The organism is Streptomyces sp. NPDC030814 (assembly GCF_055572155.1).
Genome location: NZ_JBVIDX010000006.1, coordinates 38,824 through 52,323 on the forward strand (window position 1 = coordinate 38,824; position 13,500 = coordinate 52,323).

The 13,500-nt window shown below is 73.7% G+C and carries 12 protein-coding genes; 3 read left to right on the forward strand and 9 right to left on the reverse strand.

The features are described 5' to 3' along the window. Positions 1 to 17 precede the first annotated feature (17 nt). The 6 genes from ACZ43N_RS14980 to ACZ43N_RS15005 form a co-directional block, all read right to left on the reverse strand. Positions 18 to 707 carry a hypothetical protein gene (locus ACZ43N_RS14980; protein ID WP_468098148.1) on the reverse strand — a complete coding sequence of 230 codons (690 nt, stop codon included), beginning with the start codon at positions 705 to 707 and terminating at the stop codon, positions 18 to 20. A 562-nt stretch (positions 708 to 1,269) separates the two neighbouring features. Then, positions 1,270 to 2,067 (reverse strand): type III pantothenate kinase, encoded by a 798-nt coding sequence (locus ACZ43N_RS14985; RefSeq protein ID WP_468097755.1) that lies wholly within the window; start codon positions 2,065 to 2,067, stop codon positions 1,270 to 1,272. A 14-nt stretch (positions 2,068 to 2,081) separates the two neighbouring features. Then, positions 2,082 to 3,068, reverse strand: coding sequence for a carboxylating nicotinate-nucleotide diphosphorylase (gene nadC / locus ACZ43N_RS14990; protein WP_468097756.1), 987 nt, complete (start codon positions 3,066 to 3,068; stop codon positions 2,082 to 2,084). 5 nt (positions 3,069 to 3,073) lie between these two features. Further along, the gene (locus tag ACZ43N_RS14995; RefSeq protein WP_468097758.1) at positions 3,074 to 4,789 is read right to left on the reverse strand and encodes an L-aspartate oxidase; all 1,716 of its coding nucleotides are present in this window, start codon (positions 4,787 to 4,789) and stop codon (positions 3,074 to 3,076) included. Then, on the reverse strand, positions 4,786 to 5,778 hold the full coding sequence (panC, locus tag ACZ43N_RS15000; protein ID WP_468097759.1) for a pantoate--beta-alanine ligase: 993 nt from the start codon (positions 5,776 to 5,778) through the stop codon (positions 4,786 to 4,788). Before panC ends, ACZ43N_RS14995 begins: the two co-directional genes overlap by 4 nt. Beyond that, positions 5,775 to 6,713: a Rossmann-like and DUF2520 domain-containing protein gene (locus ACZ43N_RS15005; RefSeq protein WP_468097760.1), complete on the reverse strand. Its 939-nt coding sequence runs from the start codon at positions 6,711 to 6,713 to the stop codon at positions 5,775 to 5,777. Before ACZ43N_RS15005 ends, panC begins: the two co-directional genes overlap by 4 nt. A gap of 317 nt (positions 6,714 to 7,030) precedes the next feature. On the opposite strand from ACZ43N_RS15005, the gene ACZ43N_RS15010 reads away from it, so the two are divergent. Then, a complete protein-coding gene (locus tag ACZ43N_RS15010) occupies positions 7,031 to 8,164 on the forward strand; it encodes a threonine aldolase family protein (RefSeq protein ID WP_468098150.1) in 1,134 nt (377 codons plus the stop codon). Positions 8,165 to 8,212: 48 nt separating this feature from the next. Continuing rightward, on the forward strand, positions 8,213 to 9,319 hold the full coding sequence (locus tag ACZ43N_RS15015; RefSeq protein WP_468097761.1) for a DUF5937 family protein: 1,107 nt from the start codon (positions 8,213 to 8,215) through the stop codon (positions 9,317 to 9,319). A gap of 90 nt (positions 9,320 to 9,409) precedes the next feature. Here ACZ43N_RS15015 and ACZ43N_RS15020 read toward each other — a convergent pair whose 3' ends face one another. The 3 genes from ACZ43N_RS15020 to ACZ43N_RS15030 form a co-directional block, all read right to left on the reverse strand. Next, positions 9,410 to 10,042 carry an AAA family ATPase gene (locus ACZ43N_RS15020; protein WP_468097762.1) on the reverse strand — a complete coding sequence of 211 codons (633 nt, stop codon included), beginning with the start codon at positions 10,040 to 10,042 and terminating at the stop codon, positions 9,410 to 9,412. 279 nt (positions 10,043 to 10,321) lie between these two features. Beyond that, positions 10,322 to 10,990 carry a response regulator gene (locus ACZ43N_RS15025; RefSeq protein WP_468097763.1) on the reverse strand — a complete coding sequence of 223 codons (669 nt, stop codon included), beginning with the start codon at positions 10,988 to 10,990 and terminating at the stop codon, positions 10,322 to 10,324. A gap of 81 nt (positions 10,991 to 11,071) precedes the next feature. Beyond that, positions 11,072 to 12,274 carry a sensor histidine kinase gene (locus ACZ43N_RS15030; RefSeq protein WP_468097765.1) on the reverse strand — a complete coding sequence of 401 codons (1,203 nt, stop codon included), beginning with the start codon at positions 12,272 to 12,274 and terminating at the stop codon, positions 11,072 to 11,074. Positions 12,275 to 12,410: 136 nt separating this feature from the next. Between ACZ43N_RS15030 and ACZ43N_RS15035 the strand changes: the two genes are divergently transcribed. After that, positions 12,411 to 13,493, forward strand: a complete 1,083-nt coding sequence (locus ACZ43N_RS15035) for an SAM-dependent methyltransferase (protein WP_468097766.1) — start codon at positions 12,411 to 12,413, stop codon at positions 13,491 to 13,493. Positions 13,494 to 13,500 lie beyond the last annotated feature (7 nt).

Here is a 13,500-nt window from a genome sequence, read left to right on the forward strand (position 1 = left end):
GTCCAGGGTAGCCAGGGCTAGACGGCGGCCAGCTGGTGGGGCGGGTTCGCGGGCGGGGAGCCGGGCTTCCGCTTGGGCGGGAAGACCTCGCCCGGAGTGGGGATGGGGCGGCGGCTCGGCCGCGGCGCGTCGGGCCGGGGCACGGGGCCCGGCTTGTCGGCGGGCTGGGCGGGACGGGCGGGCCTGGCCGGCTTCGGGGGCTGCTCGCCGGGCTCCTCGCCGGCCGCATGCGGGTGTGCCGCACGCTCCGACAGACCGCCCGGCAGGGCGGTGAGCCGCCCGCGCGGGTGGACGCCGGCGGAGCGGGAGGCCGGCACGACCACCGTTCGCGCCGTGCGCCCCCCGAAGCGGGCGCGCACGTCCTGTTCCGCGAGAGAGCGACAGCGGTCCAGGAGGGCGGCCGCCGTGGGGTTGCCGCGCAGGGCGCGCAGCGCCGCGAGGTCGTCCGGGTGGGGGCGGCACCCGGCGTCCAGGGCCTCCTCCAGCAGGGCCGCGTAGCTCGTGACCGTGCCGGGCAGCGCGGCGCGGTAGCGGGCCAGGTCGGCCAGCAGGAAGGCCCTCAGGCGGGCGTCCTCGCGAGTCGCCTCGTCGACGGACTCGGCGAGCCGGAGGCAGTCCTGGACGTCCTCCGCCGAGGCGGGACTGGGGTTCAGGGCGAGGGCGAGGGCACGACGGAGCACACGCAGCTCCTCTGCGCCGAACGCCATGCCGCCGCGGGTTCCGTGGGGCGTGGGCATGCGGCGACGATACGCGCTAATCAGACAAAACAGCTCAGCGTGGGGCGCGTGGCGCCGGGGACCACCCGCGTGGGCGGATCTTGCGGTGGGCGCCTTACAGCTCGGCGGTACGCCTGTCGTTGGCGGGTGCGGGTGGTTCGTGGTTTCTCGCGCAGTTCCCCGCGCCCCTGAAGGTCCGGGCCTGCGGCCCGCCCCTCACTGAGAAGCGCGGGGCGCGGGCCGGCAGCCCCTCAGGTTTCAGGGGCGCGGGGATCTGCGCGAACACCCCCCACCCACCCGCAGGCGCCAAAACCACTCGCACCCCCGAGCGGGAAGACGAGCCGGTGCCCTACCCCCTAGTGCTGTGACCGGAAAGGTTCACCGGCTCGCGACGCCCGGCACGGCACCTCGCCGCGTTGTCGCATCACCCGCGTACCTCCAGTACGCGGGTGATACTCCGCCTTGCGAAGCTTGCCCGCTGCCTGAACGGCGTGGGAGGTGCCCCCGGCACCGGACGCAGCGAGCTGTCCGGCAAACCTTTCCGGTCACAGCACTAGAGGCGCGACACGTTCCGCTCGTACACCAGCCGGAGCCCGATCAGCGTCAGCCACGGCTCGTGCTCGTCTATCACCGAGGACTCGCCCAGCACCATCGGCGCGAGCCCACCCGTGGCGATCACCGTCACCTCGTCCGGATCCTCGGCAAGTTCGCGGACCATGCGGCTCACCACGCCGTCGACCTGGCCGGCGAACCCGTAGACGATGCCCGCCTGCATCGCCTCGACCGTGTTCTTCCCGATCACGCTGCGCGGCCGGGCGACCTCGATCTTGCGGAGCTGGGCTCCCTTGACGCCGAGCGCGTCGACGGAGATCTCGATGCCGGGCGCGATGACTCCGCCGACGTACTCCCCGCGCGCGCTGACCGCGTCGAACGTCGTCGCCGTACCGAAGTCGACGACGATCGCGGGCCCGCCGTACAGGTCGACCGCGGCGACCGCGTTGATGATGCGGTCGGCGCCGACCTCCTTGGGGTTGTCGGTGAGGATCGGCACGCCGGTCTTCACTCCCGGCTCGACGAGGACCGCGGGGACGTCCCCGTAGTAGCGCCGGGTCACCTCGCGCAGTTCGTGCAGCACCGAGGGGACCGTCGCGCAGATCGCGATGCCGTCGATGCCGTCGCCGAGTTCCTCGCCGAGCAGCGGGTGCATGCCCATGAGGCCCTGCAGCAGGACCGCCAGCTCGTCGGCGGTGCGGCGCGAGTCCGTGGAGATGCGCCAGTGTTCGACGATGTCCTCGCCGTCGAACAGACCGAGGACGGTGTGGGTGTTGCCCACGTCGATCGTCAGCAGCATGGCCGGCCCCCGTCCTACTCGGCCGCGCGCAGGTCGAGGCCGATGTCCAGGATCGGGGACGAGTGGGTCAGGGCCCCGACGGCCAGGTAGTCGACGCCGGTGTCCGCGTACGCCTTGGCATTGGCGAGGGTGAGGCGGCCGGACGCCTCCAGCAGTGCCCGGCCGGCGACGATGGCGACGGCCTCCTCGCACTCCAGGGGCGTGAAGTTGTCCAGGAGGATCAGGTCGGCGCCCGCGTCGACGACCTCGCGGAGCTGGTGGAGGGTGTCGACCTCGACCTCGATGGGCACCTCGGGGAACATCTCGCGGACGGCCTTGAAGGCCTGCGCGACCCCGCCGGCGGCGACCACGTGGTTGTCCTTGACGAGGGCCGCGTCGGACAGCGACATGCGGTGGTTGACGCCCCCGCCGCAGCGGACGGCGAACTTCTCCAGGGAGCGCAGCCCCGGCGTCGTCTTCCTGGTGTCGCGGACCCTCGCCTTGGTGCCCTCCAGGGCGTCCGCCCACGCGCGCGTGGCGGTCGCGATGCCGGAGAGGCGGCACAGCAGGTTCAGGGCGCTGCGTTCGGCGGTGAGGAGGTCGCGGGTGGCGCCGGTGACGCTGAGGAGCTTCTGCCCGGCCTCCACGCGGTCGCCGTCGTCGACGTGACGCTCGACCTCGAACTCGTCGGAGCAGGCCACCGACAGGACCGCCTCGGCGACCCTGAGGCCCGCCACGACGCCGCCCTCGCGGGCGGTGAAGTCGGCGGTGGCGCGGGCGTCCTCGGGGATCGTCGCGACGGTGGTGACGTCCACGCCGTGGTCGAGGTCCTCCTGGATGGCGACGTTGGCGATGTCCTCGACCTCGACGGGGTCGAGTCCGGCGTCGGCCAGGAGCTGGGCGAGCGCGGGGTCGAGCCCGCACTCCAGGTACTCCTCGCCCGTGAGGCCGTCGTCGGCGCCGCACGCGCAGCCGTCGCCGCAGCCGCCTGCGGAGGCGAGGGGAAGTTCGGGGGTGCTCACGTCTGTCACTGCTCCTGGTGATGCGGCCTGGTCGGGGGGAAGTCTGCGGTATCCGTGGTGTGTAGAGCGAGCGTGCGGTCCGGATTGAGCCGTACGACGATGTGGCGGCGCCAGTCGGTGTCGTCGCGCTCGGCGTGGTCCTCGCGCCAGTGGCAGCCGCGGGTCTCCTCGCGCAGCCGGGCGGCGGCGACCAGGACACGGGCCACGCACAGGAGGTTGGTGGTCTCCCAGGTGTCCACGCCGGGTTCGGCGGTCTTGCCGTTCTCGTGGAGGGCGTCGCGGGCGTCGGCGTGCAGCCGGTCCAGGGCCGCGTCGGCGGCCGCCAGCGAGGCCTCGGAGCGCAGCACACCGGCGCCCTCGGTCATGGTCCGCTGGATCGCGAACCGTATCTCCGGGGCGAGCAACGGGTGCGCGGGCTTCTCGGCGTACGGGACGGGCTGCGGCACGCGCGCGTGGAGGCCGTTCTCCGCGTGGGCCGCGGCGATGTCGGCGGCGATGCGCTCGGCGTAGACCAGGCCCTCCAGGAGGGAGTTCGAGGCGAGCCGGTTGGCGCCGTGGACGCCGGTGCAGGCGACCTCGCCGCAGGCGTAGAGGCCGGGGACGGTCGTGCGGCCGTGGGAGTCGGTCCGGACGCCGCCGGAGGCGTAGTGGGCGGCGGGGGCCACCGGGATGGGTTCGGTGACGGGGTCGAGGCCGTTGGCGCGGCAGGCGGCGAGGATCGTGGGGAAGCGGTGCTCCCACATGTCGGCGCCGAAGTGCCGGGCGTCCAGGTACATGTGCTCGGCGTCCTGCTCCTGCATCCGGCGCATGATGCCCTTGGCGACGATGTCGCGCGGCGCCAGCTCCGCCAGTTCGTGCTGGCCGATCATGAAGCGGGTGCCGGCGGCGTCGACCAGGTGGGCGCCCTCGCCGCGTACGGCCTCGGAGACCAGCGGCTGCTGGCCCTCGGCGTCCGCGCCGAGGAAGAGCACCGTGGGGTGGAACTGTACGAATTCGAGGTCGGAGACCTCGGCGCCCGCGCGCAGGGCGAGGGCCACGCCGTCGCCGGTGGACACGGACGGGTTGGTGGTGGCGGAGAAGACCTGGCCCATGCCGCCGGTGGCGAGGACCACGGCGGGGGCGTGGACGGCTCCCACGCCGTCGTGCTGGCCCTCGCCCATGACGTGCAGGGTGACACCGGCGGTCCGGCCCTCCGCGTCCGTCAGGAGGTCCAGGACGAGCGCGTTCTCGATCGTGCGCAGACCACGCGCGCGTACCGCCTCGACGAGGGCCCGGGAGATCTCGGCGCCGGTGGCGTCGCCGCCCGCGTGGGCGATGCGGCGGCGGTGGTGGCCGCCCTCACGGGTCAGCTCCAGGCCGCCTTCCTCGGACTCGTCGAAGTGGGCGCCGGTCTCGATGAGGCGGCGCACGGCGTCGGGGCCCTCGGTGACGAGGAGACGTACGGCGTCCTCGTCGCACAGGCCGGCCCCCGCGACGAGGGTGTCATCCAGGTGCTGTTCGGGGGTGTCGCCCTCGCCGAGGGCGGCGGCGATGCCGCCCTGGGCCCAGCGGGTGGAGCCGTCGTCGAGGCGGGCCTTGGTGACGACGACCGTGTTCAGGCCGGCGGCCTCGCAGCGCAGCGCGGCGGTGAGGCCGGCGACGCCGGAGCCGACGACGATGACGTCGGCATCGATGGACCAGCCCGGTGCGGGCGCGTGCAGTCGTATGCCTGTGCTGGTCACGGGGCGGCTCCGAAGGTCAGCGGGATGTTGTCGATCAGCCGGGTCGTCCCCACCCGGGCCGCGACGGCGAGGACGGCTTCGCCGGTGAAGTCGTCGGGGATGTCGGTGAAGTCGGACGGGTCCACCAGGGCCAGGTAGTCCAGCTCCAGCGGCGGCTTCATGCGCAGGGCCTCGTCGAGGACCAGACGGGCGGCGGCGCGGACGGCGGCGGGACCACCGGGCGCGGCTTTGGCCATGGCGTGGGCGTCGGCGGCAGCGCGGGACTCGCCGATCGCGCTGAGGGCCTCGGCACGCGCGCGCGTGGCGGGCACCTCGCGGGCACGCGCACGGAGGGCCTCCTGCGCGGCGTGCCGGTCCCGGCCCGCGAACAGGGCCTGGGAGAGGGCGAGGGCCGTACGGCGTTCCTGGGCGGACAGGTAGCGGTTGCGGCTGGAGAGGGCGAGCCCGTCGGGTTCGCGGACGGTGGGGACGGCGACGACGTCCACGCCGAAGTTGAGGTCCCGGACCATGCGGCGGATCAGGGCGAGCTGCTGGGCGTCCTTCTGGCCGTAGAGCGCCACGTCGGGGCGGGTGAGGTGGAGCAGCTTGGCGACGACGGTGAGCATGCCGTCGAAGTGGCCGGGGCGGGAGACGCCCTCCAGGCGCTCGCCCATGGGGCCCGCGGTGATGCGCACCTGGGGTTCGCCACCCGGGTAGACCTCGTCGACGGCAGGGGCGAACACCACGTCGGCGCCGGACTGTTCGGCGAGCTTGACGTCGGCGTCCAGGGTGCGCGGATAGCGGTCGAGGTCCTCTCCCGCACCGAACTGGAGGGGGTTCACGAAGACGGTGACGACGACCTCGCCCTCGGCGCCCGCGATCTCGCGGGCGGTGCGGACCAGCGTGGCGTGGCCCTCGTGCAGGGCGCCCATGGTCATCACGACGGCGCGGCGGCCCGCATGCGTGCGTGCGTGCAGTTCGTCGGCGGTGCGCAGCACGGTGGTGGTCATCCGGCGTTCCCTTCGGTCCCGTTGGTCCCGCCTGCTCCGTTCGCGAGTACCCCGAGGAGGTCCTCGGCGAGCTCCGGCTTGAGCAGACCGTGGGCGAGGGCCCGGTCGGCGGTGGCGCGAGCCATCGCCAGATACCCGGCGACGGTCGCGGGGGCGTGCGCCCGCAGCTCGGCGATGTGCGCGGCGACCGTGCCCGCGTCGCCGCGCGCGACCGGGCCGGTGAGGGCCGCGTCACCGGAGCGCAGGGCGTTGTCCAGGGCGGCGCCGAGGAGCGGGCCGAGCATGCGGTCGGGGGCCGTGACACCGGCGGTGCGCAGCAGCTCCATGGACTGGGCGACCAGGGTCACCAGGTGGTTGGCGCCCAGGGCGAGGGCGGCGTGGTAGAGCGGGCGGTCGGCCTCGGCGATCCACTCGGGCTCGCCGCCCATCTCGATCACCAGCGCCTCGGCGGCCAGCCGCAGTTCCTCGGGCGCCGTGACCCCGAAGGAGCACCCGGCGAGCCGCTGCACGTCCACGGCGGTCCCGGTGAACGTCATCGCGGGGTGCAGCGCCAGCGGCAGCGCCCCGGCCCGCAGCGCGGGGTCCAGCACCTTCGCGCCGTACCGCCCGGAGGTGTGCACGAGCAGCTGGCCCGGACGTACGGACCCGGTCTCGGCGAGGCCCTCCACGAGGCCCGGCAGGGCGTCGTCGGGGACGGTCAGCAGGACCAGGTCGGCGTGGCGCAGTACGTCGGCCGGGGGCATCAGCGGCACGTCGGGCAGCAGCTCGGCGGCGCGTCGCCGGGAGGCGTCGGAGACCCCCGACACGGCCACCGGGCGATGTCCCGCGAGCTTCAGAGACGCGGCCAGCGCCGGGCCGACCCGGCCGGCGCCCACGACGCCGACGGTGAGCCGCGCGGGGCGGTCCTTCGGCTCTGGTTGCTGGAATGTACTCACTCGCGGTGGCCTTCCCGTTCCAGTCCGCTCTGGGTACCGGACGATTTCTCGTCATGTTAACGCGATTGGTTCGAGGGTCGATCGGTTGTCCACAGGCTGTGGGTTTCCGCGCGGAATGTCCGCAGGTCGTGGCAGTGTGAAATCCGTGTGTCGAGGGCGGAGCGCGGGATGATCCAGGGATGACGGACGCGGCGGAGAAGGCGACGGCACGGACGCACGACGGGACGGACCCGGCGGAGGGGCCCGTGGCGGGCGAAAAGGACGAGGCGGGCGTGGCAGGCGACGAGTCCGGCGCGGCGAGCGGCGAGTCCGCGGCGATGTCGCGGTACAGGCGCCGCCGGATCGCGCACCGCGCGGCGGACCGCGTGCTGTCGCGGCCGGGCGCCCTGGGGACGGTCTGGGAGCGGCTGGCCGTGCTGGACGCGGCCGGGGACGTGTACGACCTTGACGCGCCGGCGGACGTCTACGGCAACGGGGTCGTCGAGGCCCTGGAGGAGCGGACGGCCGCGCTGCTCGGCATGGAGGCCGCCGCCTTCTTCCCGACCGGCACGATGGCCCAGCAGGTGGCCCTGCGCTGCTGGGCGGCCCGGACCGGGAACCCGGCTGTCGCGCTGCACGCACTGTCCCACCCCGAGGTGCACGAACGGAACGCGCTCAGCCAGCTCAGCGGGTTGCGCCCGGTCCGGCTGACGGGTGAGGCCCGGCAGCCGACCGCCGACGAGGTCGGCGGCCTGGCCGAGCCCTTCGGGACGCTGATGCTCGAACTGCCCCTCAGGGGCGCCGGGTTCGTCCTGCCCTCCTGGGAGGAGCTGTCGGCGCTCACCGAGGCGGCGCGCGAACGCGACGCGGTGGTCCACTTCGACGGGGCCCGCCTGTGGGAGTCCGCCACCCACTTCGGCCGCACCGTGGACGAGATCGCGGCCCTCGCCGACAGCGTCTACGTCTCGTACTACAAGTCCCTCGACGCCTACGGCGGTGCCGCGATCGCCGGCCCCAGGACGCTGGTCGAGGACCTGAAGGCCTGGCGGCACCGGTACGGCGGCCAGCTCTTCCAGCAGTTCCCGACCGCCCTGTCGGCCCTCGTCGGGCTGGAGCGGGAGCTGCCCCGGCTGCCGGAGTACGTCCGGCACGCGCGCGTCGTCGCCGCCGCGCTGCGCGAGGGGTTCGCGGAGGCGGGGGTGCCGTGGGCGCGGGTGCACCCGGAGGTGCCGCACACCCAGGAGTTCCAGGTGTGGCTCCCGTACGACGTCGATGTCGTCGCGGAGGCGGCGGTCCGGCAGGGCGAGGAGACCAGGACGCTGCTGTTCGCCCACGCCTGGGACAGGGGCGGGCCGGGACTGGCCGTCACCGAGGTGGAGGTGCGGGCGGCAGGGCTGGAGTGGACGGAGCGGGACGTACGGCGGGCGGTCGCGGACTTCGTGACGCGGGTGAGGACGGCGCTCGGGGCCTGAGGGGTCCGCGGCGAGGGCTTTGTCGGTGGTCGGGTGCACCATGTGGCCATGAGCGTGCGCATCGACATAACGGGGCTGCGGCGGGAGCAGGTGGCCTTCGTTCCCTCGCCCCTGGCCGAGCTCGGCATGGCGCTGCACGTGCTGGCCGAGCCGGGGCACCATCCGGGACTGCAGGGCTGGGTGACGGGGGTGACCGCCCGGCTCGACGCGCATCTCGCCGACCGGATGTGCGAGGCGGACTTCCTGTGGCGTACGACGTTCTCGGACCTGTTCATGCCCTTCGCCGGCGTCCCCGGGCGGGACACGCTCCCCGGCGGGACACTCGCCGAGGAACTGGATCTGCTCGACAAACTGACGGACGACCAGTTCGTGGATGCGGGACTCGAGTTCGTCTGCACCCCTGGCTACGACTCGCGCAAGCGCGACGTGCTGTCCGACCCGGAGACCCGTCGGCTCGCCCTGGAGCTGGCCGCCGCGCGGGGGCCGCGGCAGGTGCGGTTCGCGCAGCGGCTGCTGGCGGACCCGCCGGGGGTGCGGGCCTGGCTGCGGCAGTTCCTGGAGGACTGCGACGAGGCGTTCTTCGCCGAGACGTGGTCCCGGCTGCGCCACACCCTCGCCGGGGACGCCCGCCACAAGACCGAGCTGTTGCGGCACAAGGGCCTGGCCGGGGCGCTGGGCGCGGTGTCCCCGTCGATCGCCCTGGACGAGGCGGCGGCGCGGATCACCGTGGACAAGCTGGTCGAGAGCCGGACGGCCACGGAGGACGGCGGTCTCCTCCTCGTTCCGACCAGCCTGGGCCGGCCCCACCTGACCGTCCTGCACCGGTTCGGCTGGCAACCGGTGCTCCAGTACCCGGTCAGTACGGCCGAGCCCGCCGCCCCGCCCTCGGTCGAGCAGCTCGCCCTGCGCATGACCGCCCTGTCCCACCCCGTCCGGATGCGCCTGTGCCGCAACCTCGCCCGCAGCGCGTACACCACGGGTGAGCTGGCCCAGATGCTGGGCATGACGGCGCCGGAGATATCCCGGCACCTCGCCGTCCTGAAGAAGGCGGGCCTCCTCACCACCCGCCGCCGGGGCCGGTACGTCCTGCACCAACTGGACGTGACGGTGGTGGCCCGCCTGGGCAGCGACTTCCTGGAAGGGGTGCTGCGGTAGGCGGATCGCCTGACCCGGACGGGTCCCGGCACCTGACGAACGCCGGGCGGCTCCCTGTGGGCTGCCGCCACGCAGTCGCCCGGGCGGCCGTCAGTCGACGCGCATGTGCCGTACGCCGACGTGGGCCTGGCGGAGGCGGGTCCGCAGAGGGCCCTCGTTGTTCGGGCGGAGGGTGAGGCCGGCGAGGACGGCGATGCGGTCCGCCGTCCTCGGGACGGTCGTGTGGTCGGTCCACAGGTGCTCGGCGAACTCCGGTTCCCGGAGCCGCTCCAGGCAGTGGTCGAGCTGTCCGACCGCCCAGCTCTCCCTGCGCAGCGGGACGTTCTTCCCCGCCACGTACTTGAGGAGGTGGTTGAAGCCGCGTTCCCGCAGCCGCTTCAGGACGGTCCCGCGCTCCGCGAGCAGCGTGAAATGCCGTACGTCGTGGCCGAGTTCACGCAGGCGGCCGACGGTCTCCGTGAAATAGGCAGGGCTGGTGACCGTCATGGGGGCGATCACCACGCCCTCGTGCCGGGTGAGGACGAGGTCCAGGACCTCGACCACGCCCTGCCGCCAGGACACCAGGTCCTGGAAATCGCCCCGCAGTTCGGCGGGCAGCATGCGGTGGAGGCCGAAGCCCGGGTGCTCAGGGTCGCAGATGACGCTGCCCGGCAGCCGGCGCCGGATCTCGTGGGCGGTCTGGGTCTTGCCGCCCCCGAAGGGGCCGTTGATCCACAGGAGCATGCGCGCACCCTAAGGGCTGTCCCGTGATCCGCGGTGGGTCAGCGCACGGCATCGGATGCTGGGGGCACCTCCCACGCCGTTCAGGCAGTGGGGGAGCATCGCAAGCCGGAGGGGGTCCGCATACTGGATGTATGCGGGCGTTCCGACAACGCGGCGAGGTGCCGTGGCCGGCGTCGTGCGCCCGCCGGGGGATTACGGGAAAGCCCTTTGGTCGTGCCCGCGCGGCGCAGGCGGGACTTTGCGGACACGACATAGGGCGGGCGTCACACGACCGCCGGCTCAGCCGTGTCCCCCGGCCCGTACCAGGCCCGTCTCGTACGCCAGGACGACCACCTGGACACGGTCGCGCAGGCCCAGCTTGGTGAGGATGCGGCCGACGTGGGTCTTGACGGTGGCCTCGGACAGGACGAGGCGGGCGGCGATCTCACCGTTGGAGAGTCCCTGGGCTACGAGGATCATCACCTCGCGTTCGCGTTCGGTGAGCCGCTCCAGCTCCTTGTGCTGGGGATCGGCGGCACCCGGCAGCATCGGCGCGAACCGGTCGAGCAGCCGCCGGGTGGTGGAGGGCGCCACGACGGCGTCGCCGCTGTGCACGGAACGGATCGCGGCCAGCAGTTCGCCTGGCGGCACGTCCTTGAGCATGAACCCGGAGGCGCCCGCCTTCAGCCCGGAGAATGCGTACTCGTCGAGGTCGAAGGTGGTCAGGATGAGCACCTTCGGCGGGTTGGGTTCGGCGCAGATGCGGCGGGTGGCCTCGACGCCGTCCAGCTTCGGCATCCGGACGTCCATGAGGACCACGTCCACGGCTGTCGACCGCACCACCTGGAGGGCCTCGACGCCGTCGCCCGCCTCGGCCACGACCTCCATGTCCGGCTGGGCCGCCAGCACCATCCGGAACCCGGTGCGCAGCAGCACCTGGTCGTCGACGAGCATTACGCGGATCGCCATCGGGGTCCTCTTCCGTGTCCAGGGGGTGTCGTCGGGTGCCGTCCGTGGCAGGTGTCAGCCTGTTCCTGGGGCACGACCGTGTCAGTGTGCGGGCTTGAGGGGCAAGAGGGCGCTGATGCGGAAGCCGCCGCCGGGCCGGGGGCCCGCGTCGAGCGTGCCGCCGACCATACCGACGCGTTCGCGCATCCCGATCAGGCCGTGTCCCTGGCCGTCGGCGCCGCCCTCCTCGTACAGCTCGTGCGGGGCGCCCTTGCCGTCGTCCTCGACGAGCAGACCGAGCCCGTCGTCGAAGTAGACCAGCCGGACGCTCGCACCCGCGTTCGGGCCGCCGTGCTTGCGGGTGTTGGTCAGGGCCTCCTGGACGATGCGGTACGCAGTCAGCTCCACACCGCTGGGCAGCGGGCGCGGGGTGCCCTCGATCTTGAAGTCGACGGGCAGACCGGCGGTGCGGCACTGCTCCACGAGGTCGTCGATCTGCTCGACGTCCGGCTGCGGGACGTACTCGCCGACCTCCTGGTGCTCACCGGTGCGCAGGACGCCCAGCAGACGGCGCATCTCGGCGAGGGCCTGGCGTCCGGTGGACGAGATGGTCTCCAGGGCCTTCTTCGCCTGGTCGGGGGCGGCGTCCAGGACGTAGGCGGCACCGTCGGCCTGGACGACCATCACCGACACGTTGTGCGCGACGACGTCGTGCAGTTCACGGGCGATCCGGGCGCGCTCGGCGGCGACCGCGACCTTGGCCTGCGCCTCGCGCTCCTTCTCCAGGCGGGCGGCGCGCTCCTCCAGCTGCGCGAAGTACGCCCGGCGGGTGCGCAGCGAGTCGCCGAGCACCCAGGCGAGGGCGAACGGCACCGTCAGGATGATCGCGAGCACGGCGTTGCCCAGCATGCCCGTCTGCTCGTCGCTCCACCGCATCTGCGCCAGCGGCGCTGCGCACAGACCTCCGGCAAGGGCGAACCGGGAGGCCCAGCGGGCGCCGTTCGCCGCGACCGTGTAGATGACCACCAGCATCGCGAAGTCGGCCGGGATCATGGGCACGTCGAGGAACAGCTGCGCGATGCCCGCGGCGGCGGCCAGCACCAGCATCTTCTCCGGCATACGGCGGCGCAGGGCGACCGACAGGCAGAGAGCCAGGCTGATCGGCACGAGCGCGGAATCGGTCGGACCCACCGCGTACTCGGACTTGATCGGTCCGCCGAGCACGGACATCCCGAGCAGGACGAAGGCCCAGAAGGCGTCGACCCCTGTCGGGTGCCTGCGGAGGAAGTCATAGAGGCGCTGCACGTGACCCAGCGTAGGGAAGCGCGCGGCACACCGGGGTCAACCGGAGGGCCGATCCATGACAGGGCCATGTACTCCCCAAGGTGGAGGCGGCATAGCCTCAGGCGGCGAGGGATCGTCCGGGAGCTCGGGAGGGTACGTGGTGTGCGACTGCGGGTCGTGCGACGTCTGTCGCGCCCGTGCGGCGGAGCCGCAGGGGGCGCAGGACCGGCCCCCCGCCGGCGAGGCGGGCCCCTGGCTGCCCTGGCGTGTCGCGACCGGCGAGGCTCTGTACGGGGCCCGTGGCTTCTACCGGCGGCCGGAGGGGCCCGCCGGGCACTTCCGGACGTCGGTGCACGCGTCCGCGCTCTTCGCGGGGGCCGTGGCGCGACTGCTGTGCCGGGTCGACGAGGCGTTGGGACGGCCGCGCGAGCTGGGGTTCGTGGACATGGGCGCGGGCCGGGGCGAGCTGGCCGGGGGCGTCCTGGCGGCGCTCCCCGTGGACGTGGCCGGCCGCACGCGCGCGTACGCCGTCGAACTCGCCGACCGGCCGGACGGACTCGATCACCGCGTCGAGTGGCTCGCCGAGCCGCCGGAGCGGATCACCGGGCTGCTGTTCGCCAACGAGTGGCTGGACAACGTGCCGGTGGACGTCGTGGAGGTGGACACGGCGGGCGTGGCCCGGCTGGTCCTCGTCCGCGCGGACGGGCGGGAACGGCTCGGGGAGGCCGTCGGCGGTGAGGAGGCGGCCTGGCTGGAGCGGTGGTGGCCGCCGGCCCCGGAGGAGGGGATGCGCGCCGAGATCGGGCTGCCCCGGGACCGCGCCTGGGCCTCGGCCGTCGCGGGCGTCGAACGGGGTCTCGCGGTCGCCGTCGACTACGCGCACCGCGCGGACGCACGGCCGCCCTTCGGGACGCTCACCGGCTTCCGGGAGGGCCGGGAGACGGCGCCGGTGCCGGACGGTTCGTGCGACATCACCGCCCATGTCGCCCTGGACGCCTGCGCGCTGCCGGGGGCCCGGCTGCTGGCCCAGCGGGACGCGCTGCGCGCCCTCGGCGTCACCGCCGCCCGGCCGCCCCTGTCCCTGGCGACCACGGACCCGACCGCCTACGTCCGCGCCCTCGCGGGCGCCGGCGAGGCCGCCGAACTCACCGCACCGGGCGGGCTCGGCGACTTCGGCTGGCTGGTCCAGCCGGTCGGGATCGCGGACCCGCTCAGGGGCGACGGCCCCGACGACGCCTGACAGGACG